Here is a 23,373-nt window from a genome sequence, read left to right on the forward strand (position 1 = left end):
CAGAATTCTTTCGTGGCCATGAACGAGATCACCACCCCCGAGCAGCTCGACCTGCAAACCGCCGCCCTGAAGGTGCCGCCGCATTCCATCGAGGCCGAACAGGCCGTGCTCGGTGGCCTGATGCTGGACAACAACGCCTGGGAGCGGGTACTGGACCAGGTGTCGGACGGCGATTTCTACCGGCATGACCACCGCCTGATCTTCCGTGCCATCCACAAGCTGGTGGACGCGAACCAGCCGTTCGACGTGGTGACCCTGCACGAGCAGCTGGACAAGGAAGGCGTGTCCACCCAGGTCGGCGGCCTGGCATATCTGGCCGAGCTGGCCAAGAACACCCCGTCGGTGGCCAACATCAAGGCCTACGCCGCGATCATTCGCGAGCGGGCCACGCTGCGTCAGTTGATCAGCATCAGCACCGACATCGCCGACAACGCCTTCAACCCCCAGGGGCGCAACGCCGAGGAGATCCTCGACGACGCCGAACGGCAGATCTTCCAGATCGCCGAGGCGCGGCCGAAGACCGGTGGCCCGGTGGGGGTCAACGAGCTGTTGACCATGGCCATCGACCGCATCGACACGCTGTTCAACTCCGACAGCGACATCACCGGCGTGTCCACCGGCTTCACCGACCTGGACGAGAAGACCAGCGGCCTGCAGGCAGCCGACCTGATCATCGTTGCCGGCCGTCCGTCGATGGGCAAGACCACCTTCGCCATGAACCTGGTGGAAAACGCCGTGTTACGCAGCGACAAGGTGGTGCTGGTGTTCTCCCTCGAGATGCCCGGTGAGTCGTTGATCATGCGTATGCTCTCCTCGCTCGGGCGGATCGACCAGACCAAGGTGCGTTCCGGTCAGCTGGACGACGATGACTGGCCGCGGCTGACCTCGGCGGTGAACCTGCTCAACGACCGCAAGCTGTTCATCGACGATACCGCCGGTATCAGCCCCTCGGAGATGCGGGCACGTACCCGCCGGCTGGCGCGCGAGCATGGCGAGATCGCCATGATCATGGTCGACTACCTGCAGCTGATGCAGATTCCGGGTTCGGCCGGTGACAACCGGACCAACGAGATTTCCGAGATCTCCCGCTCGCTCAAGGCGCTGGCCAAGGAATTCAACTGCCCGGTGATCGCCCTGTCGCAGCTCAACCGCTCCCTGGAGCAGCGGCCCAACAAGCGTCCGGTCAACTCCGACCTTCGTGAATCGGGTGCGATCGAGCAGGACGCCGACGTGATCATGTTCGTCTACCGTGACGAGGTGTATCACCCCGAGACCGAGCACAAGGGCGTGGCCGAGATCATCATCGGCAAGCAGCGTAACGGCCCCATCGGCTTCGTGCGCCTGGCGTTCATCGGCAAGTACACCCGCTTCGAGAACCTCGCGCCGGGCATGTACAACTTCGACGACGACGAATAAGCCGCTGGCCTGTTCGCCCGTCCATGAATCCGACCATCACCGTCGGATTTGGTCAAAATTTGTGCTATATTCCGCGCCCGCGATTTTCCTGCACATTAGAACCGGTCACTGACATGCAAGCAGCCAAACCACTCTACGACTATCCCAAGTACTGGGCCGAATGCTTCGGGCCAGCGCCTTTCCTGCCGATGAGCAGGGAGGAGATGGATCAGCTCGGCTGGGATTCCTGCGACATCATCATCGTGACCGGCGACGCCTACGTCGACCATGCGTCGTTCGGCATGGCCATCATCGGCCGTCTGCTGGAAGCCCAGGGTTTCCGCGTGGGCATCATCGCCCAGCCGAACTGGCAGTCGAAGGACGACTTCATGAAGCTCGGCGAGCCGAACCTGTTCTTCGGCGTCGCGGCGGGCAACATGGACTCGATGATCAACCGCTACACCGCGGACAAGAAGATCCGTTCCGATGACGCCTACACCCCCGGCGGCATGGCCGGCAAGCGTCCGGACCGCGCCAGCCTGGTGTACAGCCAGCGCTGCAAGGAAGCCTACAAGCACGTGCCGATCGTGCTCGGCGGCATCGAGGCCTCGCTGCGCCGCATCGCCCACTACGACTACTGGCAGGACAAGGTCCGCCATTCGATCCTGGTCGATGCCAGCGCCGACATCCTGCTGTACGGCAACGCCGAGCGGGCGATCGTCGAGGTCGCCCAGCGCCTGTCCCAGGGTGAACGCATCGAGCACATCACCGATGTGCGCGGCACCGCGTTCATTCGCCGTGACACCCCGCAGGGCTGGTTCGAGATCGACTCCACCCGCATCGACCGTCCGGGCCGGGTCGACAAGATCATCAACCCGTACGTGAACACCCAGGACACCCAGGCCTGTGCCATCGAGCAGGCCAAGGGCGAGCAGGAAGACCCGAACGAAGCCAAGGTCGTGCAGATCCTCGACAGCCCGAGCGTCACCCGCGAGAAGTCGGTGATCCGCCTGCCGTCGTTCGAGAAGGTACGCAACGACCCGGTGCTCTACGCCCACGCCAACCGCGTGCTGCACCTGGAGACCAACCCGGGCAATGCCCGCGCCTTGGTGCAGAAGCATGGCGACGTGGATGTGTGGTTCAACCCGCCACCCATTCCCATGACCACCGAGGAAATGGACTACGTGTTCGGCATGCCCTACGCACGCGTCCCGCACCCGGCCTATGGCAAGGAGCGCATCCCGGCCTACGAGATGATCCGCTTCTCGGTGAACATCATGCGTGGCTGCTTCGGCGGCTGCACCTTCTGCTCGATCACCGAGCACGAAGGCCGGATCATCCAGAACCGCTCCCACGAATCGATCCTGCACGAGATCGAGGAGATGCGCGACAAGGTGCCGGGCTTCACCGGCGTGGTCTCCGACCTTGGCGGCCCGACCGCCAACATGTACCGCATCGCCTGCAAGAGCCACGACATCGAGAAGCACTGCCGCAAGCCGTCGTGCGTGTTCCCGGGCATCTGCGAGAACCTCAACACCGACCACAGCTCGCTGATCGAGTTGTACCGCAAGGCCCGCGCCTTGCCGGGGGTGAAGAAGATCCTGATCGCCTCGGGCCTGCGCTACGACCTGGCGGTAGAGTCGCCGGAATACGTGCGCGAGCTGGTCACCCACCACGTCGGCGGCTACCTGAAGATCGCCCCGGAGCACACCGAGCGTGGTCCGCTGGACAAGATGATGAAGCCGGGCATCGGCACCTACGACCGCTTCAAGCGCATGTTCGAGAAGTTCTCGAAGGAAGCGGGCAAGGAGCAGTACCTGATCCCGTACTTCATCGCCGCGCACCCGGGCACCACCGACGAAGACATGATGAACCTGGCCCTGTGGCTCAAGGGCAACGGTTTCCGCGCCGACCAGGTGCAGGCGTTCTACCCCTCGCCGATGGCCTCGGCCACGGCCATGTACCACTCGGGCAAGAACCCGCTGCGCAAGGTCACCTACAAGAGCGAAGGGGTGGAGATCGTCAAGAGCGAGGAGCAGCGCCGCTTGCACAAGGCGTTCCTGCGCTACCACGATCCGAAGGGCTGGCCGATGCTGCGTGAAGCGCTGCAGCGCATGGGCCGCGCCGATCTGATCGGGCCGGGCAAGCACCAGCTGATACCGCTGCACCAGCCGCAGACCGACAGCTACCAGAGCGCGCGGCGCAAGAACTCGACGCCGGCCGGCAGCCACAAGGTGGGCAAGGACCAGAAGATCCTCACCCAGCACACCGGCCTGCCACCGCGCGCCAGCGACGGCAGCAAGCCGTGGGACAAGCGCGAGAAGGCCAAGGCCGAGGCGTTCGCCCGCAACCAGCAGGCGGCCAAGGAACGCAAGGAAGCGGCCAAGGGCGGCAAGGGCAAGAAGCCGCGCCAGCCGGTCATTCCGCGCTGATCTACCGGCCATGGGGCTGCGTTGCAGCCCTTTCGCGACACAAGGCCGCTCCCACAGAAATACAGCGTACGCTGATCGAAGTGCGTGGGCCTTGTATCGCGAAAGGACCGCAACGCGGTCCCAGGCTCTCAGCTTTCAATCAGGCTGCTTGTCGACCCACTTCGGCAACACCGGCGATTCGAACCGATCCATCCCGTCCAGCAGCTCATCCGGCTGCTGCCCCAGCAACAGCATCGCCCGATGCTGCGGGCGCACGAAGCCCTCTTCGACGATATGGTCGAGGAACCCGCCCAGCTTTTCATAGAACCCGTTCACATCCAGCAGCCCCAGCGGCTTGGCGTGATAGCCCAGTTGCCCCCAGGTCCACACCTCGAACAGCTCCTCCAGCGTGCCCAGGCCGCCCGGCAGGGCGATGAACGCATCGCTGAGCTCGGCCATGCGCGCCTTGCGCGCGTGCATGCCGTCCACCACCTCCAGGCGGGACAGGCCCCTGTGGCCGATCTCGGCGTTCATCAGGCTTTGCGGAATGATGCCGATGACTTCGCCACCAGCAGCCAGCGCGGCATCGGCGACGGTGCCCATCAGGCCGACCGCGCCACCGCCGTAGACCAGGGTCAGGCCACGGCGTGCGATGGCCTGGCCCAGGGCCACGGCGGCTTCGCGGTAGGCGGGGTTGGCACCGATGCTGGCGCCACAGAAGACACAAACGGAACGTACAGGCATTGCTTATCTCCCTTTACATGCGCGCACAGGGTAAGGCGCATGCCTGTCGCTTCCAAGGGGGATCATTCGGGACGGGCGAACTCACAGATGGCGCCACTGGCGCCGTGAGCGTAAGCGGCGAGCAGGCTGTTCATGAAGCTGGAAAGGGACATTTCATTCAACTCCTAAATGAGAGGTTGTCCCATCGTCTATCAAGAGGGCATGATGTGCACTTTGATTGGTTGTATACAATCCATTGAACAAATCTACTGTCTGGCCACTTGACACCCCTTGACCCACATCAGGTACGGGCGTCCGATTTTCAGGCAGTCTCGCAATTGATAAAACCCTGCCAAGGAGATTCATGATGTTTGCGAAAGCTGTAGCGGTATCCCTGCTGACCCTCGCCAGCGCCTCTGTCTTTGCCGCCGACTGCAAGGTGACTGTCGACTCGACCGACCAGATGTCGTTCAACACCAAGGAATTCACCATCGACAAGAGCTGCAAGACCGTCGAGATCGAACTGACCCACGGTGGCAGCCTGCCGAAGAACGTCATGGGCCATAACCTGGTCATCAGCAAGACCGCCGACATGGACCCCATCGCCAAAGAGGGCATGTCGCAAGGCCTGGACAAGGACTACATCAAGGCCGACAACGCCGCGATCATCGGCCACACCAAGATGATCGGCGCCGGCGAAAAAGACACTATCAAGCTCGACACTTCCAAGCTGGAAGCCGGCGGCGACTACAGCTTCTTCTGCACCTTCCCGGGCCACATCTCGATGATGAAGGGCAAGGTTGTCGTCAAGTAACGATTGGCTGAGCAGGGGAGGGCTTTGCCCTCCTTTCTGACCGGTCCGACGCCTCGGCAAGGCCGCTCCCACAGGGAAATGTGATCCCCTGTGGGAGCGGCCTTGTGTCGCGAAAGGGCTGCGTAGCAGCCCCATTGGCCTCAAGGCGCAAACGGCAGCTCGCGCTTGTGTTGGGTCTTGCGGTAGGTGGCGACGATGATGTCGAACGCTGCCTGATCGACCGGCTGGCCATGCAGGAACGCATCGATCTGCTGGTAGGTCACGCCATGTGACGCCTCGTCCGGCTTGCCCGGCTCGAGGTCTTCCAGGTCCGCGGTCGGCACCTTCTCCACCAGCGACTCTGGCGCGCCGAAGCTGCGCGCAATGGCCCGCACCTGGTTCTTCACCAGCCCGCTCAGCGGCGCCAGGTCGCACGCCCCGTCACCGAACTTGGTAAAGAAGCCCATCACCGCCTCGGCGGCATGGTCGGTGCCGATCACCAGGCCCGCGCGGGCGCCGGCGACGGTGTACTGGGCGACCATGCGCGTGCGCGCCTTGACGTTGCCGACGACGAAGTCGACCAGGGTCGGCGAGCCGTTTTTCAATTCCTCGACTTCCGCCGCCAGGGCTTTTACGGCCGGGGCGATGTCGATGGTGTGCACCTCGTCGGCCTTGATCACCTCCAGGCAGGCCTGGGCGTCGTGCTCGTCGTGCTGCACCTGGTACGGCAGGCGCACGGCAATGAAGGTGTAGGCCTTGTCGCCGGTTTCGCTGCGCAGTTCATTGATGGCGCGCTGGGCGAGCAGGGCGGCGGTCAGCGAGTCGACGCCGCCGCTGATGCCCAGTACCAGGGTCTTGAGCCGGGCGTTGGCCAGGCAATCCTTGATGAATGCCACGCGCCTGGCGACTTCCTGCTCGAGCGCGGCGGCGTCTGCGAACGGCGGCTGCACCTTGAGCGCCCGGGCAATCTCTTGCTGAACGGCTTGCATGGGTTACTCCTTGCTGGGGACTTTGAATACGTGACGCAGGTAGGCGACGAAATTCGCGTCGCGGCACTGGGTCTTGGCGGCTTCGTCGGAAATCTTCGCCACTGGCGAGCCGTTGCAGTCGGTCATTTTAAGCACGATGTTCATCGGCGCCACACCGGGGATGTCACAGGTCAGGTTGGTGCCGATACCGAAGCTGACATTGATGCGCCCGCGCAGGGCCCGGAAGATCTCCAGCGAGCGAGTCAGGTTCAGGCCGTCGGAGAACACCAGGGTCTTGGTCATCGGGTCGATCCCCAGCTTCTGGTAGTGGGCGATGGCCTTCTCGGCCCAGGCCACCGGCTCGCCGGAGTCGTGGCGCAGGCCGTCGAACAGCTTGGCGAAGTACAGGTCGAAGTCCTGGAGGAAGGCGTCCATGGTGATGCAGTCGGTCAGGGCGATGCCGAGCAATCCACGGTATTCGCGGACCCAGCAGTCCAGCGCGGCGATCTGGCTGTCGATCAACCGCGGGCCGAGCTGCTGGTGGGCCATGATCCACTCGTGTGCCATGGTGCCCAGGGGCTTGATATCCAGTTTCCACGCCAGGTCGACGTTGCTGGTGCCGACGAAACGACCCGGGAACTCATCGCGCAGCACCCGCACTACTTCTTCCTGTACGCGGCTGGAAAAACGCCGGCGGGTGCCGAAGTCGGCCACCTGCAGGTGGGCCAGTTCGTCGTCGCTGGCGTGGGCGCGCAGCCAGTCGAACTTGCGGTGCAGCTGGTCGCGGGCATCGGCCAGGCGCATGCGTGGATGCAGGCGGCGGTTGCGCACCTCGCTGATGATCGCCAGCAACGGCACCTCGAACAGGATCACATGCAGCCAGGGGCCGCGCAGGCGCAGGAACAGCTGATCGTTTTCGATACCGATGCGCACATAACGCAGGTTGAAGCGGAACAGGCGCAGGAAGCGCAGGAAGTCCGGCTTGAGGAAGCTGATGCGCTCGAGGAAGGCCAGTTGATCGTCATCCAGGGTCAACTCGCTGAGCCGTTCGAGCTGGTTGCGGATCTCGCCCAGGTAGGGCCGCAAGTCCTCGCCATTGCGGCAGCGGAACTCCCATTCGACGTCGGCGTCCGGGTAGTTGTGCAGGACGGCCTGCATCATCGTCAGTTTGTAGAAGTCGGTGTCGAGCAGGTTGTGCACGATGCGCTCGGCGAATGCGCTCTCGCTCATCAGGGGGAAGCTCCAAGGCGGGCAATGGCGACCATTGTGCCAGATCGCGGGGCAAGCCCGCTCCCACGCCGCTCGCGATCCTGGCCTTCGCAGGTAATTTTCCGTGCGCCAGCTAGCCTTCAAACGGTGCTGCCTGTAGCAGTCACGCACCAGCGGTGTGCAGTTCGGTGACGTCCGCTGTTACAGGTCGGTTGCACGTTAACACTCGCAAGGGTTGCAATGATGGCGCTCGATGGTTGCTCCTTGTCTAGGTGTGTCGGTAGCGCTTGCTCCGCAGTAGACGGTTGCACGCTCAATAAAGAAAAGGCCGCCGGTCGCCTCTGTTCACCCCCTGTCGTGTGTTTTCCCGGAAGACAAAACCACTGGCACGGCCCTTGCTCGGAGCACAGGGCTGAGAAGTTGTAGTGCCAACCAAAAAAATACTCTAGGAGCACCACCTCATGTCGCAGACGTTTTACAAGAAAGGTTTCCTGGCACTGGCCGTAGCCACGGCACTGGGTGTTTCTTCGTATGTTCAGGCCGACATCAAGATCGGCGTCGCGGGTCCCATGACCGGGGCCAACGCAGCGTTTGGCGAGCAGTACATGAAAGGTGCGCAGGCAGCGGCCGATGTGATCAACAAGGCCGGTGGCGTGAACGGCGAGAAGATCGTCCTGGTCAAGGGCGATGACGCCTGCGAGCCGAAGCAGGCCGTGGCCGTGGCGAACCGTCTGGTCGATCAGGACAAGGTGGCGGGCGTGGTCGGCCACTTCTGCTCCTCCAACACCATCCCCGCTTCCGAGGTCTACGACGAGGCCGGCGTGATCGCCATCACGCCCGGCTCGACCAACCCGCAGGTGACCGAGCGCGGCCTGTCCGCGATGTTCCGCATGTGCGGCCGTGACGACCAACAGGGCATCGTCGCCGGCAACTACATCGTCGATGTGCTCAAGGGCAAGAAAGTCGTCGTGCTGCACGACAAGGATACCTACGGCCAGGGCCTGGCCGACGCGACCAAGGCGCAGTTGATCAAGCGCGGTGTCACGCCGGTGCTTTACGAAGGTTTGACCCGTGGCGAGAAGGACTTCAGCGCCGTGGTCACCAAGATCCGCGCCGCAGGTGCCGATGTCGTCTACTTCGGCGGCCTGCACCCCGAGGCCGGTCCGCTGGTGCGCCAGCTGCGCGAGCAGGGCCTGAAGGATGTGGCGTTCATGTCCGACGACGGCATCGTCACCGACGAACTGGTGGCCACCGCCGGCGGCGCCCAGTATACCAACGGCGTGTACATGACCTTCGGCGCCGACCCGCGCCTGCTGCCCGACAGCAAGGCGGTGGTGGAGGAGTTCCGCAAGAACGGCACCGAGCCTGAAGGCTACACCCTGTACGCCTACGCTTCGGTCCAGGCCCTGGCCGCCGCCTTCAACGGCGCCAAGTCGAACAAGGGCGAGGATGCCGCCAAGTGGCTGAAGGCCAACCCGGTCAAGACCGTCATGGGTGAGAAGAAGTGGGACCAGAAGGGCGACCTGACCGTCTCCGACTACGTGGTCTACCAGTGGGATGCCAACGGCAAGTACCACCAGCTGGAAAAACAACAATAACAACGGCATCCGGCCCGGGCGCGCCATGCTCCGGGCCGTGGCCCCGCGGTACCTGTCATTGTCAGTAGATCTGCACAGTTCTGCGCTGCGAGGGCCGTTGCATCCGGACCCTGCGTGGTCGGCGCTCGTGCGATCTCAATCAGGTGAGATTGCGTTATGGATGGTATTTTCCTGCAGCAACTGGTCAACGGCCTGACCCTCGGGTCGGTCTACGGCCTGATCGCCATCGGCTACACAATGGTCTATGGCATCATCGGCATGATCAACTTCGCGCACGGCGAGGTGTACATGATCTCCGCGTACCTCGCGGCGATCAGCCTGGCATTGCTGGCCTACTTTGGTATCGAGTCGTTTCCGCTGCTGATGCTGGGCACCCTGTTGTTCACCATCGTCGTCACCGGCGTCTATGGCTTCACCATCGAACGCATCGCCTACAAGCCTCTGCGCAACTCCACCCGCCTGGCTCCGCTGATCAGCGCCATCGGCATCTCGCTGATCCTGCAGAACTACGCGCAGATCAGCCAGGGCGCCCGCCAGCAAGGCGTGCCGACCCTGCTCGAAGGCGCCATGCGCATCGAAGTGGGCACCGGCTTCGTGCAACTGACCTACACCAAGATCTTCATCCTGGTGGCCGCCTTCGTTGGCATGGCGCTGCTCACCTACGTCATCAAGTACACCAAGCTCGGGCGCATGTGCCGAGCGACGCAGCAGGATCGCAAGATGGCCTCGATCCTGGGCATCAATACCGACCGGGTGATCTCCTACGTCTTCGTCATTGGCGCGGTGATGGCTGCGCTGGCCGGCGTGCTGATCACCATGAACTACGGCACCTTCGACTTCTACGCCGGCTTCATCATCGGCATCAAGGCCTTCACCGCCGCGGTGCTCGGCGGTATCGGCTCGCTGCCGGGGGCGATGCTCGGCGGCATTATCCTGGGGATCTCCGAATCGTTGTTCTCCGGCCTGATCAACTCCGACTACAAGGACGTGTTCAGCTTCTCGCTGCTGGTGATGATCCTCATCTTCCGTCCCCAAGGCCTGCTGGGTCGCCCGCTCGTGGCTAAGGTGTGAACATGTCCGCTGCCAATTCTGCCTCTGTTGCCCAAACCAAAGGTTTCGACCTCAAACGCAGCCTGCTGGAGACGATCGTCGCCGGCCTGCTGGCCCTCATCGTCTTCGGTCCGGTCGTCGGCGTGGTACTTGACGGCTACAGCTTCAACGCCGAACCGGCCCGCGTGGCCTGGCTGGTCGGCGGTGTGATGGCCGGGCGTTTCATCCTCAGCGTATTCCTGCAGACACCGACCGGCCAGCGCATGCTCCAGGGCTTCGATAGCGGTGGTTCGGGCGTGCATGTACTGGCGCCGGACTACAAGTCGCGGCTGCGCTACATCATCCCGGCGCTGATCGTCATCGCCATCGTGTTCCCGGTGTTCGCCAACAAGTACTTGCTGACCGTGGTCATCCTCGGCCTGATATACGTGCTGCTGGGCCTGGGCCTTAACATCGTGGTGGGCCTGGCGGGCCTGCTCGACCTGGGCTACGTGGCGTTCTACGCCATCGGCGCCTATGGCCTGGCCCTCGGCTACCAGTACCTGGGCCTGGGCTTCTGGAGCGTGCTGCCGCTGGCGGCGATCGCCGCGGCGCTGGCGGGGTGCATCCTCGGGTTCCCGGTGTTGCGCATGCACGGCGATTACCTGGCCATTGTCACCCTGGGCTTCGGCGAGATCATTCGCCTGGTGCTGAACAACTGGCTGTCGTTCACCGGCGGCCCGAATGGCATGCCGGCGCCGTCGCCGACCTTCCTGGGGCTGGAGTTCGGCCGCCGGGCCAAGGATGGCGGAGTGCCGATCCATGAGTTCTTTGGCTTCGATTACAACCCCAACCTGAAGTTCGTGTTCATCTACGCCGTGCTGTTCCTGGTGGTGCTGGCGGTGCTGTACATCAAGCACCGGCTGACTCGCATGCCGGTGGGCCGCGCCTGGGAAGCCCTGCGCGAGGACGAGATCGCCTGCCGTTCCATGGGCCTGAATCACGTGCTGGTCAAGCTCTCGGCGTTCACCCTGGGCGCATCCACCGCTGGTTTGGCCGGGGTGTTCTTCGCCACCTACCAGGGCTTCGTCAACCCATCGTCGTTCACCTTCTTCGAGTCGGCACTGATCCTCGCCATCGTCGTGCTCGGCGGTATGGGCTCTACCGTGGGCGTGGTGATCGCCGCGTTCGTGCTGACCGTGGCCCCGGAGTTGCTGCGCAGCTTCTCCGAGTACCGGGTGCTGCTGTTCGGCGTGCTGATGGTGCTGATGATGATCTGGCGACCGCGGGGGCTGATCCGCATCAGCCGTACCGGCGTGGTCCCGCGTAAAGGAGTGGCGCCATGAGCGACGAAATCATTCTGTCGGTCGACAACCTGATGATGCAGTTCGGCGGGATCAAGGCGCTCAGCGATGTCAGCCTGAAGGTCAAGCGCAACCAGATCTTCGCCCTGATCGGCCCCAACGGCGCCGGCAAGACCACCGTGTTCAACTGCCTCACCGGCTTCTACAAGGCCAGCGGCGGGCGTATCGAGCTGAACGTGCGCGGCAGCCACACCAACGTCATCCAGCTGCTCGGCGAGCGCTTCCAGGCGGCGGACTTCGTCTCGCCGGCGCGCTTCGCCAACCGCCTGTACTACAAGATGTTCGGCGGTACCCACCTGGTCAACCGCGCAGGTCTTGCACGGACCTTCCAGAACATTCGCCTGTTCAAGGAAATGTCGGTGGTGGAAAACCTGCTGGTGGCCCAGCATATGTGGGTCAACCGCAACCTGCTGGCCGGCGTGCTCAACACCCCGGGTTATCGCAAGGCCGAGAGCGACGCGTTGGACCATGCGTTCTATTGGCTGGAGGTGGTCGACCTGGTCGATTGCGCCAACCGCCTGGCTGGCGAACTGTCGTACGGCCAGCAGCGCCGCCTGGAAATCGCCCGGGCCATGTGCACGCGGCCGAAGATCATCTGCCTGGACGAGCCGGCCGCCGGCCTCAACCCGCAGGAGACCGAGGCCCTCAGCCGCATGATCCGCGTGTTGCGCGATGAGCACGACATCACCGTGGTGCTGATCGAGCACGACATGGGCATGGTCATGAGCATCTCCGACCATATCGTCGTACTTGATCACGGCAATGTGATCGCCGAAGGCACGCCGCAGGACATCCGCCACAACCCGACGGTGATCGCCGCCTACCTGGGTGCAGACGAAGAGGAGCTGATATGAGTGCGCCCATTCTCGAGTTGAAGGACCTGGATGTGTTCTACGGGCCGATCCAGGCCCTGAAGAAAGTCTCGATGCATATCAACGAGGGCGAGACGGTGAGCCTGATCGGCGCCAATGGCGCGGGCAAGTCGACACTGCTGATGTCGATCTTCGGCCAGCCGCGGGCGGCCTCCGGGCAGATCGTCTATCGCGGCACCGACATCACCCGCAAGTCGTCGCACTACATTGCCTCCAACGGCATTGCCCAGTCTCCGGAGGGGCGCCGGGTGTTCCCCGACATGACCGTCGAGGAGAACCTGATGATGGGCACCATTCCGATTGGCGACAAACATGCCGGTGAGGACATGCAGCGCATGTTCGAGCTGTTCCCACGGCTCAAGGAGCGGCGCAACCAGCGTGCCATGACCATGTCCGGCGGCGAGCAGCAGATGCTCGCCATCGCCCGGGCGCTGATGAGCCGGCCCAAGCTGCTGCTGCTCGACGAGCCCTCGCTGGGGCTGGCGCCGATCGTGGTCAAGCAGATCTTCTCCACCCTGCGCGAGCTGGCGCAGACCGGCATGACCATCTTCCTCGTCGAGCAGAACGCCAACCATGCGCTGAAGCTGTCGGACCGGGCCTATGTGATGGTCAACGGGCAGATTCGCATGACCGGGACGGGGCAGGAACTGTTGGTCAACGAGGAGGTGCGTAACGCCTATCTGGGCGGGCACTGAGGATTTAGCACGCTCTTTGTAGGAGCGGCCTCGTGTCGCGAAAGGGCCGCGAAGCGGCCCCGGCGATTTTGCATGGTGTTGAGATCCTGGGGCTGCTTCGCAGCCCTTTCCGACCGGTCCGGCGCCCCGGCAAGGCCGCTCCTACAGGGGTATTGCCCCACGATAGGTTTTATGCCAGTCGGCAGATGTGGACAACTTGTCGCATATCTTTCTTGAAACACTCCACAACCCCACTGCAAACCCTTGTTTCCACAGGTGGAAAACTTTCCACGGATTGTGTGGAACCGCCTGTGGAAAACATGGTGGCACCTCGCTCCAGCCCAGAAAAATCAAGACGTACAAGATTGTGGTCATTTTTTGATCAAGTGCTGCTTGTGCATGATTCTAGAGGTGTTTTGCCCAGCAGACAGATTTGCCCACAGCACGTTATTTTCTGTGGATAACTCTGTGGGAAAACCTTGGACAGACCGCCAGAGGCGGCATGGTTGAAAGCCTCGCGCCATCATCCAGGGATGTCCACAGCGCGCAGAGGTTCCCTTGACCCGACGAGTTGCCCCCAATCCATGGGGAAAGCCTTGTGGATAAGGTGCGCATAGCCCGGTGCAGCCCTTCTACCACGGGCCTCAGCGAGGTTAGTACATTTTTTGACCTGCGGTCACGACGGTTGTGGTCGAGCCCTGCGCCGGGCATGCTGCGAGGCCTGTCGACGACAATCCAACGCTTGAGGAGAAGAGCATGACATCCACCGTATTCATCACTGGCGCGACGTCCGGTTTTGGCGAGGCCACCGCCCGCCGTTTCGCCGACGCCGGCTGGAAGCTGGTACTCACCGGTCGGCGCAAGGAGCGCCTGGATGCGTTGTGCCAGGAACTGTCGGCCAAGACCGAGGTGCACGGTCTGGTGGTCGACGTGCGTGACCGCCAGGCGATGGAAGCCGCCATCGCCAGCCTGCCGCCGAGCTTCGACAAGCTGCAGGGCCTGGTCAACAACGCCGGCCTGGCGCTGGGCGTGGACGCCGCGCAGAACTGCAGCCTGGACGACTGGGAAACCATGGTCGACACCAACATCAAGGGGCTGATGTACACCACTCGCCTGCTGTTGCCTCGACTGATTGCCCACGGGCGCGGCGCGTCGATCCTCAATGTCGGTTCGGTGGCGGGCAACTACCCGTACCCGGGCGCCAACGTCTATGGCGGCACCAAGGCCTTTGTCGGCCAGTTTTCCCTGAGCCTGCGCTGCGACCTGCGAGGGACGGGCGTGCGGGTGAGCAATATCGAGCCGGGGTTGTGCGAGAGCGAGTTCTCGCTGGTGCGCTTCGGCGGTGACCAGGCCAAGTATGACGCCACCTATGCCGGCGCCGAGCCGATCCAGCCGCAGGACATCGCCGAAACCATCTTCTGGATTCTGAACCAGCCGGCGCATATCAACATCAACAGCCTTGAGCTGATGCCAGTGAGCCAGGACTGGGCAGGGTTCTCGATTGACCGGTCGGCCAAGGGCTGATACGCCAATGATCGCGGGGCAAGCCCGCTCCCACGATGGCGTGGGAGCGGGCTTGCCCCGCGATTGCGTCAGATCAGGCGCTGCAAGCCTTCCAGGCAGGTTGCCAGGTGATACGGCGTAGTCGATGGCATGTCGTGGCGGCTGACCGCGCCATTACCATCACGGCACTCATGCCAGCCACCGTCATGCAGGAATCGCGACTCCAGCGCCTGTAGCTGCGCCTGCAACCTCGCCTCGCTTCCTGGCCGCAAGGCCAGTGCCCGCAGGTACTCGGCCTGGGCCCAGATCCGTTGGGTCGCATCGATGACCTTGCCGTCCACATCGAGCATCGCCAGCACCGCCGTATCTTTCACACCGCACTGCTCGGCGTAGTCGAAGGCGCGGGTGATGGAAGCGTGCAGCGCTGTCCCGTGCAGCAGCGGCGAGGTGTCCAGCAAGTAGAACCATTCGAACTGGTGCCCCGGCTCGAACCAGTTATCCACAGCCCCGCGTGGTTTCTCCAGCATCAGGCCGTGGCGCTGTTCGATGAACTGCGCCTGCAGCGCGTCGCATAACTGCAGCAGCGACTGGAGAACCTCTCCGTCCTCGCGCACGGCCAGCACCTGCAGGAAGGCCTCGGCCAGGTGCATCTGCGGGTTCTGCAACGGGCCGCTGCCCAGGTCCGACCAGTCCTCAGCGAGGCTGGCCTCGTACAGGCCATCGTCACGGGCGAACTGCTCGGCAACGACTTCGAGGGCACCGTTGAGCGTGGCTTCCACCAGGCCTTCACCGACCTTGCCCCAGTAATGGGCACAGGCGAACACGATGAAGGCGTGGGTGTAGAGGTCCTTGCGTCGGTCCAGCGGCTTGCCCTGGGCGTCGATGCTGTAGAACCAGCCGCCGTGCTCGGCGTCGTGGAAGTGCTTCTGCAGCGAACGGAACAGCGCGGCGGCGCGTTCGGCGGCGCCCGGTTGCCCGATGCGGCTGCTGAACAGGTACAGCTGGCGGGCGCAGGCCATGGCCCGGTAGCGTTGCACCGGCAGTGGCCGGTGCTGGGTGTCCAGGGCTTCGTACGGCAGGGCCATGTCGGCGTTCCAGCCAGGGCCCTGCCACAGCGGCACGATGCGCTCGGCGAAGTGCTGTTGGAAACGGGTCAATGCGGGGCGGGGGTCGGACATGGTCGCGCTCGTGACGGTCAGGCAGGGCGCCATGGTAGCAGATGTAACAAGTGCTTCGTGGGCCCGTCAGCCGGGATTGCCCAGCCCCTGCCAGTGCCGCGCGCCCACGAAGATGAAGCGCAGTTGCTGGGTGATCTTCTCCTGCGGCGTCAGCGCCTGTGGATGACTCGACTCAGGGCTGTCGATCAGTTCCGGCAGGGTGGCGAACACGGTCTTGACCACCAGGTCGGCCATCACCGCCAAGGCGGCGCCGTCCAGATGCTGCCAACGCGGCATGCGCGCCAGGTCCGTGGCCAGGTCGTTGCTGATGTCCTGGCGCAGGCGGGCGATAGCCTGGCGCACTGGCTGCGAGCCGCCGTATTGCTCGCGGGCGAGGAACAGGAACTGCGCCCGGTGGGCGACGACCACGTCGAGGAAGATGCGCACCGAGGCGTCGGTGATGCCGCCCAGCTCGAATTCGTTGTGGCGTACCAGGCGGATGGTCTGGCGGAAAGTGGTGTCCACCTCGGCAACCAGGGCCAGACCCAAGGCATCCATGTCGGGGAAGTGACGGTAGAAGCCGGTGGGCACGATGCCCGCGGCCTTGGCCACCTCGCGCAGGCTGATGCTGCCGAAGCCACGGCCGCTCTCCATGAGCAGGCAGGCGGCATCCAGCAGGGCCTGGCGGGTCTGTAGCTTCTGTTCGGCGCGCGGCAGCATGGGGCAGGATTCTATGACGGTACGGCTGGGCATTCTGGATAAAAAAACAAAGCCCGGTCAATGGACCGGGCTTGGAGGGTAGCAGGCGCAGTGGGGCGGGTTGTTGTTCTCGGCCATGGCGATCAGCTCACACGGCTGAGTTCGACCAGACGATCCGAGCCACCTTCGGCGACACGGTTGTTGCGTTCGTTGAGGCGATCAGCGCCACCCTCGGCGACACGGTCATTGCGTTGGATCAGACGATCCGAGCCACCCTCGGCAACCCGGTCATTGCGTTGGATCAGACGATCCGAGCCACCTTCGGCAACCCGGTCATTGCGTTGGATCAAGCGATCGGAGCCACCTTCGGCAACGCGGTTGTTACGTTCGAGCAGACGCTCGGAGCCGCCTTCGGCCACACGGCCTGCGCGCTCCTGCAGGCGCTCGGCGCCACCTTCTGCCAGGGTGTTCAGCGGTTGGCTGATGGTGGCGGCGCTGGAGCGCGATTCGGCGCTCAGGTGCTGGTCTTCGGCTGGCAGGGCGAAGGCGTTGGCGGCAAGTACGGACAGGGTCAGGCTCAGCAGCAGATGGCGTTTCATGGTTCGGTGCTCCTCGGGGGGGCTGGAAAGTGGGTACGAAGCCAATGCTACGCCTGGTAACTCCAGAGAAAAGTTCATAAGGATAATGGTAACAATCGACGGGATTGATACTGTGCGTGGGGGGCTCTGGATCAATGTTTTCAGGTGTTTTTCAAGCGCTGAGGCACGCTTGAGCCCCGGTAACACTGCCGCTGTCCGTGGACGAAAAGCTGAGAAAGGCGTCAGGAAAATCCTGGTTATCATGGCGCACGGATTAAACCCGGCGGTTTTTCATCAGTCCGACATAATGAGTGCCATGCAGTCAGGAGAACCATGCAATGACGCGCCCTGCCAGAATCCTCATCTGGACCTTCGCCACCCTCGCCACCCTGCTGGCGATCCTGGTAGTGGTGATCGCCACTTTCGACTGGAACCGCGTCAAGCCGCTGCTCAACGAGAAAGTCTCCGAAGCGCTGCACCGGCCCTTCGCGATCAACGGCAACCTCGCCGTGCACTGGCGCACCGAACCCGAGGAAGGCGGCTGGCGGGCCTTCGTGCCCTGGCCGCACTTCAGCGCCGAGGACCTCACCCTGGGCAACCCCGACTGGCTCAAGGAGCCGCGCATGGTCGCCCTCGAGCGTGTGGACTTTCGCCTGGCGCCCTTGCCGCTGATCGTCCAGCGCATCAGCATTCCGCGCATCGACCTGGTCAAGCCCAGCGCCAGCCTTACCCGGCTGGCCGATGGCCGGGCCAACTGGGTGTTCGATTTCGGGCCCAAGGATGAGAACGAGGCACCGTCAAAGTGGGAGCTGGACATCGGCGCCATCGGCTTCGACCAGGGCAACGTCAGCTTCGACGACCAGACGCTGAAGACCAGCATGAAGGTGCAGGTCGATCCGCTGGGCAAACCAATCCCGTTCAGCGACATCGTCGGCAAGGCCCGCGCCGAGAAGGCCGGCAATGCCCAGGACTATGCCTTCGGCTTCAAGGCCCAGGGCCGCTACAAGGGCCTGGCGGTGGCCGGCACCGGCAAGATCGGCGGCCTGCTGGCGCTGCAGGACGCCAGCCAGCCGTTTCCGCTGCAGGCCGATGTGCGTATCGGCGATACCCAGGTCGCGCTGGCCGGGACCCTGACCGATCCACGCAACCTCGGCGCCCTCGACCTGCGCCTGAAGCTTTCCGGCAGCAGCCTGGGCAACCTCTACCCGCTGACCGGCGTGACCTTACCCGATACGCCGCCGTACGCCACCGATGGTCATCTGACCGCCAACTTGCACGCCGCCGGCGGCGCGCAGTTCCGTTACGAGGGCTTCAACGGCAAGATCGGCGACAGCGACATTCACGGCGACCTGGCCTTTGTCGCCAGCCAGCCCCGGCCGAAGCTCTCCGGCAACCTGGTATCCAACCAGCTGCTGTTCAAGGACCTGGCGCCACTGATCGGTGCCGATTCCAACAGCGAGCAGAAGGCCCGCGGCGGCGCCAGCAAGCAGCCGGCGGGCAAGGTGCTGCCGGTCGAGGAGTTCCGCACCGAGCGCTGGCGGGCCATGGACGCCGACGTGACCTTCGCCGGCAAGCGCATCGTGCACAGCGAGAAGCTGCCGTTCAACGACCTGTCCGCCCATGTGATCCTCGAGGACGGCCTGCTGCGCCTGGAGCCGCTGCGCTTCGGCGTGGCCGGCGGCAACCTCGATTCCAACATCCGCCTGGATGGGCGCAGCGCGCCGTTGCAGGGCCGTGCACGGCTGACCGCGCGTGGCTTCAAGCTCAAGCAGCTGTTTCCCAGCTTCGCGCCGATGCAGACCAGCTTCGGCGAACTCAACGGCGATGCCGACATCAGTGGCCGGGGCAACTCGGTGGCCGCGCTGCTGGGCACTTCCAACGGGGATCTGCGCCTGTTGATCAACGATGGCGCAATCAGCCGCAGCCTGATGGAGATCGCTGGGCTGAACGTGGGCAACTACGTGATCGGCAAGTTGTTTGGCGACGAAGATGTGAAGATCAATTGTGCCGCAGCGGATGTCGGGATCAAGGATGGCCTGGCCACCAGCCGCTTGTTCGTTTTCGATACCGAGAACGCGATCATCTACATCAACGGCACGGCCAACTTCGCCAGCGAGCAGTTGGACCTGAAGATTACCCCGGAGTCCAAGGGCCTGCGTCTGTTCTCGCTGCGTTCGCCGTTGTATGTACGTGGGCCGTTCGCCAAGCCGAGTGCCGGCGTGCAGGCGGTGCCGCTGGCGCTGCGTGGCGCGGGGATGGTGGCGCTTGGCGTGGTGGCCGGGCCGGCGGCGGGGCTGCTGGCGCTGATCGCGCCGAGCAGCGGGGATGAACCCAACCAGTGCACGCCGTTATTGCAGCAGATGCGCGCTGGCAAGGCGCCGACGGCGGTGAAGGGCAAGAAATAGGGCCGCTTTGCGGCCCTTTCGCGACGCAAGGCCGCTCCCACAGGCAAAGCGTCGACCTTGAGTCATGTGTTTGACCTGTGGGAGCGGCTTTGCGAAAGGGGCGCAGCGCCCCCAGGCATCACAGCCCCTGCAACAGGTCCGACATATCGTCCGCGTGCTCTTCCTCCTGGGCCAGGATGTCCTCGAAGATGCGCCGGGTGGTCGGGTCCTTGTCGCCGATGTACTGGATGATCTCACGGTAGCTGTCGATGGCGATGCGCTCGGCCACCAGGTCCTCCAGCACCATCTCCTTCAACGAATTGCCTGCCACGTACTGCGCGTGGGAGTTCTTGGTCAGGTTGTCCGGATTGAAGTCAGGCTCACCGCCCAGCTGCACGATGCGCTCGGCCAGCTTGTCGGCGTGCTCGGCTTCCTGGTTGGCATGCTCGAGGAACTCCGCGGCGGCAACGCTGGCCTTGATGCCGCTGGCCATGAAGTAGTGACGCTTGTAGCGCAGGACGCAGACCAGCTCGGTGGCCAGCGACTCGTTGAGCAGGCGCAGGATCTTTTCACGATCGGCGTGGTAACCCTCGGTCACCGCACCTTGCTCGACATGCTGGCGGGCACGTTCGCGCAGGGTCTTCACATCGGTCAGTTCAACGCTCATGTTCATCTCCGAAAGCATCAGGGTAGTCATAGTGTGTCATGCGCCGTGTACGGCGTCGCTGTCTTGTTGGCGTTGCTTGCAGGTCTTGAAGCCCTTGGCGTCGACATGGCCGGTGGCGTCGAAACGCACGTAGTAGGGCTGCTGGTGGCCATCACGGTTGAGGATGTAGTCGTTGCAGGTGCCGCCGTGGGGCAGGTCGATGACGTTGGACGGGCTGCCGCCGATGGCAATGACCTTTTGCATGGTCATGCCGTGCTCGACCTGCTTGACCAGCGGCTCGTCGCGGTAGGTGACGTAGTCCACCGGGTTTTCCGGACGGCTGCCGCAGGCGGCGAGGGTGGCGCTTGCCAGAAGGATGGCCAGGGTTCGCTTGTACATGGTCCCGCTCCTTGCTCAGGGTCTGTTCTGCTTGGAACCGCGCGGCGCGCCGGGAGTTCGATTGCACTTGTCGCCGGTCGCGCTGTAGGGTGGACCGGTCTGTTCACGGATGAGGGCAAGGGGGATGAGTCAGGAGCTGGCCACGCGTTATCCACTGGTGCTGGTGCCGGGCATGCTCGGGTTCGTGCGGGCGCTGGTGTATCCCTACTGGTTCGGCATCGTGCCGGCATTGCGCCGGGGCGGCGCGCAGGTGTTCCCGGTGCAGGTGTCGCCGCTGCATTCCAGCGAAGTGCGGGGTGAGCAGTTGCTGGTCATCATCGAGGACATCTGCCAGCGCACGGGGGCCGACAAGGTCAACCTGATCGGTCACAGCCAGGGCGCCCTCAGTGCCCGCTATGCGGCGGCGAAGCGGCCTGATCGGGTGGCTTCGGTGACGTCGGTGGCCGGCCCCAACCATGGCTCGGAGCTGGCCGACCATCTCGAGCGCACGGCACCTGGTGACTCTGTGCGGGGGCGCCTCCTCAAGGCAGTGCTGCATGGTTTCGCTGTGGTGTTGGGTTGGCTGGAGACCGGCTGGCGCCGCGATCCGCTGCCGATCGACGTGCACGCCTCGCACCAGTCGCTGACCAGTGCCGGGGTGGCGCTGTTCAACCAGGCTTATCCACAAGGGCTGCCCGAGGTCTGGGGGGGCGACGGGCCGGCTGAGGTGAACGGTGTTCGCTACTACTCCTGGTCCGGCACCCTGCAGCCAGGGCGTACCGACCAGGGCCTGAACCGTTTTGACGGCAGCAACCGATTTTGCCGGCTGTTCGCCCGCAGTTTCGTGCTGGAGAAGGGGCAATGCGATGGCATGGTCGGGCGTTTCAGTTCGCACCTGGGGCAGGTGATTGGCGATGACTATCCGCTCGATCACCTGGATATCGTCAACCAGTCGCTGGGCGCGGTGGGCAAGGGTGCCGAGCCGGTGCGGTTGTTCACCGAGCATGCCGCACGGCTCAAGGCTGCGGGGCTGTGAGAAGCCTGGGGCTCCTTCGCAGCCCTTTCGCGACACAAGGCCGCTCCTACAGGGGATTGCATTCGTCTGTGGGAGCGGCCTCGCGTACTAACGCCGTACCGGAGTGGTCCAACGCTCGGCCAGCAGCACGCCAACCAGCGTCAGCACACCGCCAACCAGGTGATAACTGGCCAACTGCTCATCCAGCACTACCGCAGCGATCACCGCCGTGACCACCGGCAGCAGGTTGAAGAACAGCGTGGTCCGACTAGGCCCCAGGCGATGCACCGCCTGCATCCACACCCGCGGCGCGACCATCGAGGCCAGCAGGCCGGCATACAGCACCAGGCCAATGTTGTGGCCGTTCAACCCGGTCTTGGGTGACAGCAGGAACAGCGGCAGCAACACCAGGATCGCCACCAGCACCTGCAGGTAGAGCAACTGCAGCGGCGGCAGGCGCAGCTGCCATTTTTTCAACAGGAAGCTGTACAGCGCATAGGCGAAAGTGGCCACCAGCATCATCAGGTCGCCGGCGTTCAATCCCTGGTGCAGCAGCACGCCGGGTTGCCCGGCCGAGACCACCTCCAGCACGCCGAAGAACGACACCAGCGCGCCCAGCAGCGCGCCATAGGTCAGGCGCTGACCGAGCCAGGCGATGGACAGGGCCAGCGACATCAGCGGCATCAACGAGAGGATGATGCCCATGTTGGTGGCGCTGGTGATGGCGGCGGCGAAGTAGGCCAGGCTCTGGTAGATGGCCATGCCCAGCACGCCCAGCACGAAGATCTTGCCCAGGTGCGGGCGGATGGCCGTGCGGTTGCGCCAGAGCTGTGGCAGCAGGAAAGGGGTAAACAGCAGGCCGGCCAGCAGCCAGCGGTAGAAGCCGATCTCGGCGGGGAAGATGGCCCCGGCGGACATCTTGGTGACCACGGTGTTGCCGGCCCAGATGAGGATGGCGATGAGGGGGAAGAGGTAGTTCATGATGATTCTCGAGTTGCGGTTGACCCGTGGGAGCGGGCTTGCCCCGCGATTGCGCCAGGCCAGGAAATGATGTTGGCCGGGCGGGTGCAATCGCGGGGCAAGCCCGCTCCCACGTGGCGGCCATTATCGCTTGTCTGTCCAAATGCCTATACTTCCATCCAGACAACCCGTCCCGCGAAGCAGACAGCATGACCCGCAAGTTCCTCGACATCCCCCGGTTCGACCGGCTCCCCGCACCGGTCTACTTCCGCTACGACGAATTCGGCGCCGACACCCACAGCCCGCCGCACCGTCACCCCTGGGGCCAGCTCAACTATGCCTCCCATGGCCTGATGCACCTGGATGTCGAGGGCCAGCGCTTCATCTCGCCCCCGCACTACGCTGTCTGGGTGCCGCCGGAGACTGAGCATGGCTGCTACAACCCCCAGGCCATCATCTACCGTTCGGTCTATCTGGAGCGCAGCTTGTGCGCTGATCTGCCGGCGCAGCCCTGCAGCCTGGTGATCAGCGACATCCTCAAGGCGATCCTTAGCGACTTCGCCCGCCGCGACCTGCATATCGCCCAGGACGAGCGCGACCAGCGCCTTGTTCAGGTACTGATCGACCAACTGCGCCTGGCGCCGACGCAGACCTGTTATTTGCCGTTCGCCCGCAGCGACAGCCTGCGCCAGGTGCTCAAGGCGTTGCACGCGGGGCCTGGCGATAACCGGCCGCTCGCCCATTGGGCCGGGCAGGTGCATGTCAGCGAGCGTACCCTGGCCCGGCAGTTTCTGCGGGAGCTGGGGATGAGCTTCGGCGAATGGCGCTTGCGACTGCGCTTTCTGCGGGCTATCGAGGCGCTCGAGGCGGGCACGCCGATCCAGGCCATCGCCTTCGACCTCGGCTATAGCAGCGCTTCGGCCTTCATCGCCATGTTCCAGCGCCAGGCCAATTGCACCCCGGAGCAGTACCGGCGGCGGGCACGGACAGAGATGTAAGAATTCTTGTCTACACTCA

General features: G+C 63.8%; 21 protein-coding genes. 12 read left to right on the forward strand and 9 right to left on the reverse strand.

The genetic code is table 11. From position 1 onward, the window contains the following. Positions 1-18: 18 nt before the first annotated feature. Together dnaB and ACVWZ5_RS15930 are read left to right on the forward strand one after the other, a co-directional pair. A complete protein-coding gene (dnaB, locus tag ACVWZ5_RS15925) occupies positions 19-1,416 on the forward strand; it encodes a replicative DNA helicase (RefSeq protein ID WP_023629368.1) in 1,398 nt (465 codons plus the stop codon). A 113-nt stretch (positions 1,417-1,529) separates the two neighbouring features. After that, a complete protein-coding gene (locus ACVWZ5_RS15930) occupies positions 1,530-3,827 on the forward strand; it encodes a YgiQ family radical SAM protein (RefSeq protein WP_062572683.1) in 2,298 nt (765 codons plus the stop codon). 135 nt (positions 3,828-3,962) lie between these two features. Here the strand turns inward: ACVWZ5_RS15930 and ACVWZ5_RS15935 are convergent, their stop codons facing one another. After that, positions 3,963-4,550 (reverse strand): LOG family protein, encoded by a 588-nt coding sequence (locus ACVWZ5_RS15935; RefSeq protein ID WP_084942433.1) that lies wholly within the window; start codon positions 4,548-4,550, stop codon positions 3,963-3,965. A gap of 346 nt (positions 4,551-4,896) precedes the next feature. Here ACVWZ5_RS15935 and azu point away from each other — a divergent pair, with 346 nt between their 5' ends. Beyond that, positions 4,897-5,343, forward strand: a complete 447-nt coding sequence (gene azu / locus ACVWZ5_RS15940; protein ID WP_301141720.1) for an azurin — start codon at positions 4,897-4,899, stop codon at positions 5,341-5,343. 140 nt (positions 5,344-5,483) lie between these two features. Here azu and nadE read toward each other — a convergent pair whose 3' ends face one another. Then, positions 5,484-6,311: an ammonia-dependent NAD(+) synthetase gene (nadE, locus tag ACVWZ5_RS15945; protein ID WP_062572686.1), complete on the reverse strand. Its 828-nt coding sequence runs from the start codon at positions 6,309-6,311 to the stop codon at positions 5,484-5,486. 3 nt (positions 6,312-6,314) lie between these two features. Further along, positions 6,315-7,520 (reverse strand): nicotinate phosphoribosyltransferase, encoded by a 1,206-nt coding sequence (gene pncB / locus ACVWZ5_RS15950; RefSeq protein ID WP_062572687.1) that lies wholly within the window; start codon positions 7,518-7,520, stop codon positions 6,315-6,317. 440 nt (positions 7,521-7,960) lie between these two features. Between pncB and ACVWZ5_RS15955 the strand changes: the two genes are divergently transcribed. From ACVWZ5_RS15955 to ACVWZ5_RS15980, 6 genes are all read left to right on the forward strand, one after another. Continuing rightward, the gene (locus ACVWZ5_RS15955) at positions 7,961-9,097 is read left to right on the forward strand and encodes a branched-chain amino acid ABC transporter substrate-binding protein (RefSeq protein ID WP_062572688.1); all 1,137 of its coding nucleotides are present in this window, start codon (positions 7,961-7,963) and stop codon (positions 9,095-9,097) included. A gap of 156 nt (positions 9,098-9,253) precedes the next feature. Further along, positions 9,254-10,168, forward strand: a complete 915-nt coding sequence (locus tag ACVWZ5_RS15960) for an ABC transporter permease subunit (protein WP_028688242.1) — start codon at positions 9,254-9,256, stop codon at positions 10,166-10,168. A 2-nt stretch (positions 10,169-10,170) separates the two neighbouring features. Beyond that, positions 10,171-11,472, forward strand: a complete 1,302-nt coding sequence (gene livM, locus ACVWZ5_RS15965) for a high-affinity branched-chain amino acid ABC transporter permease LivM (RefSeq protein WP_062572689.1) — start codon at positions 10,171-10,173, stop codon at positions 11,470-11,472. Further along, positions 11,469-12,344 (forward strand): ATP-binding cassette domain-containing protein, encoded by an 876-nt coding sequence (locus tag ACVWZ5_RS15970; RefSeq protein ID WP_050707124.1) that lies wholly within the window; start codon positions 11,469-11,471, stop codon positions 12,342-12,344. The genes livM and ACVWZ5_RS15970 overlap by 4 nt, the downstream gene beginning before the upstream one ends. Beyond that, positions 12,341-13,057, forward strand: coding sequence for an ABC transporter ATP-binding protein (locus ACVWZ5_RS15975; RefSeq protein WP_028688239.1), 717 nt, complete (start codon positions 12,341-12,343; stop codon positions 13,055-13,057). The genes ACVWZ5_RS15970 and ACVWZ5_RS15975 overlap by 4 nt, the downstream gene beginning before the upstream one ends. Before the next feature lie 735 nt (positions 13,058-13,792). Further along, positions 13,793-14,560 (forward strand): SDR family oxidoreductase, encoded by a 768-nt coding sequence (locus ACVWZ5_RS15980; protein ID WP_023629361.1) that lies wholly within the window; start codon positions 13,793-13,795, stop codon positions 14,558-14,560. Between the two features lie 68 nt (positions 14,561-14,628). Here the strand turns inward: ACVWZ5_RS15980 and ACVWZ5_RS15985 are convergent, their stop codons facing one another. The 3 genes from ACVWZ5_RS15985 to ACVWZ5_RS15995 form a co-directional block, all read right to left on the reverse strand. Beyond that, a complete protein-coding gene (locus tag ACVWZ5_RS15985; protein WP_457340727.1) occupies positions 14,629-15,717 on the reverse strand; it encodes an AGE family epimerase/isomerase in 1,089 nt (362 codons plus the stop codon). A gap of 66 nt (positions 15,718-15,783) precedes the next feature. After that, a complete protein-coding gene (locus ACVWZ5_RS15990; protein ID WP_062572691.1) occupies positions 15,784-16,416 on the reverse strand; it encodes a TetR family transcriptional regulator in 633 nt (210 codons plus the stop codon). Between the two features lie 122 nt (positions 16,417-16,538). Then, entirely contained in the window at positions 16,539-16,994 is a 456-nt protein-coding gene (locus tag ACVWZ5_RS15995; RefSeq protein WP_062572692.1) for a hypothetical protein, read from the reverse strand. A 317-nt stretch (positions 16,995-17,311) separates the two neighbouring features. On the opposite strand from ACVWZ5_RS15995, the gene ACVWZ5_RS16000 reads away from it, so the two are divergent. Next, positions 17,312-19,378, forward strand: a complete 2,067-nt coding sequence (locus tag ACVWZ5_RS16000; RefSeq protein ID WP_186600196.1) for an AsmA family protein — start codon at positions 17,312-17,314, stop codon at positions 19,376-19,378. 118 nt (positions 19,379-19,496) lie between these two features. Here the strand turns inward: ACVWZ5_RS16000 and ACVWZ5_RS16005 are convergent, their stop codons facing one another. Continuing rightward, complete coding sequence (locus ACVWZ5_RS16005) at positions 19,497-20,024, reverse strand: ferritin-like domain-containing protein (RefSeq protein WP_036985638.1); 528 nt, start codon at positions 20,022-20,024, stop codon at positions 19,497-19,499. A 36-nt stretch (positions 20,025-20,060) separates the two neighbouring features. Further along, positions 20,061-20,402, reverse strand: a complete 342-nt coding sequence (gene osmE / locus ACVWZ5_RS16010; protein WP_028688233.1) for an osmotically-inducible lipoprotein OsmE — start codon at positions 20,400-20,402, stop codon at positions 20,061-20,063. 124 nt (positions 20,403-20,526) lie between these two features. Here osmE and ACVWZ5_RS16015 point away from each other — a divergent pair, with 124 nt between their 5' ends. Beyond that, positions 20,527-21,417 carry a lipase family alpha/beta hydrolase gene (locus tag ACVWZ5_RS16015; RefSeq protein WP_062572694.1) on the forward strand — a complete coding sequence of 297 codons (891 nt, stop codon included), beginning with the start codon at positions 20,527-20,529 and terminating at the stop codon, positions 21,415-21,417. A gap of 87 nt (positions 21,418-21,504) precedes the next feature. Here ACVWZ5_RS16015 and ACVWZ5_RS16020 read toward each other — a convergent pair whose 3' ends face one another. Continuing rightward, on the reverse strand, positions 21,505-22,377 hold the full coding sequence (locus ACVWZ5_RS16020) for a DMT family transporter (RefSeq protein ID WP_028688231.1): 873 nt from the start codon (positions 22,375-22,377) through the stop codon (positions 21,505-21,507). 188 nt (positions 22,378-22,565) lie between these two features. Here ACVWZ5_RS16020 and ACVWZ5_RS16025 point away from each other — a divergent pair, with 188 nt between their 5' ends. Further along, positions 22,566-23,354 carry an AraC family transcriptional regulator gene (locus ACVWZ5_RS16025; RefSeq protein ID WP_301141705.1) on the forward strand — a complete coding sequence of 263 codons (789 nt, stop codon included), beginning with the start codon at positions 22,566-22,568 and terminating at the stop codon, positions 23,352-23,354. The last annotated feature ends 19 nt before the right edge of the window (positions 23,355-23,373 follow it).

The sequence above is a fragment of the Pseudomonas sp. TE6283 genome (assembly GCF_054060555.1).

Excerpts from the sequence above, each read along its gene's own strand:
- dnaB (WP_023629368.1), top strand. The coding sequence starts at position 19 with ATGAACGAGATCACCACCCCCGAGCAGCTCGACCTGCAAACCGCCGCC.
- ACVWZ5_RS15930 (WP_062572683.1), top strand. The coding sequence starts at position 1,530 with ATGCAAGCAGCCAAACCACTCTACGACTATCCCAAGTACTGGGCCGAA.
- ACVWZ5_RS15935 (WP_084942433.1), bottom strand. The coding sequence starts at position 4,550 with ATGCCTGTACGTTCCGTTTGTGTCTTCTGTGGCGCCAGCATCGGTGCC.
- azu (WP_301141720.1), top strand. The coding sequence starts at position 4,897 with ATGTTTGCGAAAGCTGTAGCGGTATCCCTGCTGACCCTCGCCAGCGCC.
- nadE (WP_062572686.1), bottom strand. The coding sequence starts at position 6,311 with ATGCAAGCCGTTCAGCAAGAGATTGCCCGGGCGCTCAAGGTGCAGCCG.
- pncB (WP_062572687.1), bottom strand. The coding sequence starts at position 7,520 with ATGAGCGAGAGCGCATTCGCCGAGCGCATCGTGCACAACCTGCTCGAC.
- ACVWZ5_RS15955 (WP_062572688.1), top strand. The coding sequence starts at position 7,961 with ATGTCGCAGACGTTTTACAAGAAAGGTTTCCTGGCACTGGCCGTAGCC.
- ACVWZ5_RS15960 (WP_028688242.1), top strand. The coding sequence starts at position 9,254 with ATGGATGGTATTTTCCTGCAGCAACTGGTCAACGGCCTGACCCTCGGG.
- livM (WP_062572689.1), top strand. The coding sequence starts at position 10,171 with ATGTCCGCTGCCAATTCTGCCTCTGTTGCCCAAACCAAAGGTTTCGAC.
- ACVWZ5_RS15970 (WP_050707124.1), top strand. The coding sequence starts at position 11,469 with ATGAGCGACGAAATCATTCTGTCGGTCGACAACCTGATGATGCAGTTC.
- ACVWZ5_RS15975 (WP_028688239.1), top strand. The coding sequence starts at position 12,341 with ATGAGTGCGCCCATTCTCGAGTTGAAGGACCTGGATGTGTTCTACGGG.
- ACVWZ5_RS15980 (WP_023629361.1), top strand. The coding sequence starts at position 13,793 with ATGACATCCACCGTATTCATCACTGGCGCGACGTCCGGTTTTGGCGAG.
- ACVWZ5_RS15985 (WP_457340727.1), bottom strand. The coding sequence starts at position 15,717 with ATGTCCGACCCCCGCCCCGCATTGACCCGTTTCCAACAGCACTTCGCC.
- ACVWZ5_RS15990 (WP_062572691.1), bottom strand. The coding sequence starts at position 16,416 with ATGCTGCCGCGCGCCGAACAGAAGCTACAGACCCGCCAGGCCCTGCTG.
- ACVWZ5_RS15995 (WP_062572692.1), bottom strand. The coding sequence starts at position 16,994 with ATGAAACGCCATCTGCTGCTGAGCCTGACCCTGTCCGTACTTGCCGCC.
- ACVWZ5_RS16000 (WP_186600196.1), top strand. The coding sequence starts at position 17,312 with ATGACGCGCCCTGCCAGAATCCTCATCTGGACCTTCGCCACCCTCGCC.
- ACVWZ5_RS16005 (WP_036985638.1), bottom strand. The coding sequence starts at position 20,024 with ATGAGCGTTGAACTGACCGATGTGAAGACCCTGCGCGAACGTGCCCGC.
- osmE (WP_028688233.1), bottom strand. The coding sequence starts at position 20,402 with ATGTACAAGCGAACCCTGGCCATCCTTCTGGCAAGCGCCACCCTCGCC.
- ACVWZ5_RS16015 (WP_062572694.1), top strand. The coding sequence starts at position 20,527 with ATGAGTCAGGAGCTGGCCACGCGTTATCCACTGGTGCTGGTGCCGGGC.
- ACVWZ5_RS16020 (WP_028688231.1), bottom strand. The coding sequence starts at position 22,377 with ATGAACTACCTCTTCCCCCTCATCGCCATCCTCATCTGGGCCGGCAAC.
- ACVWZ5_RS16025 (WP_301141705.1), top strand. The coding sequence starts at position 22,566 with ATGACCCGCAAGTTCCTCGACATCCCCCGGTTCGACCGGCTCCCCGCA.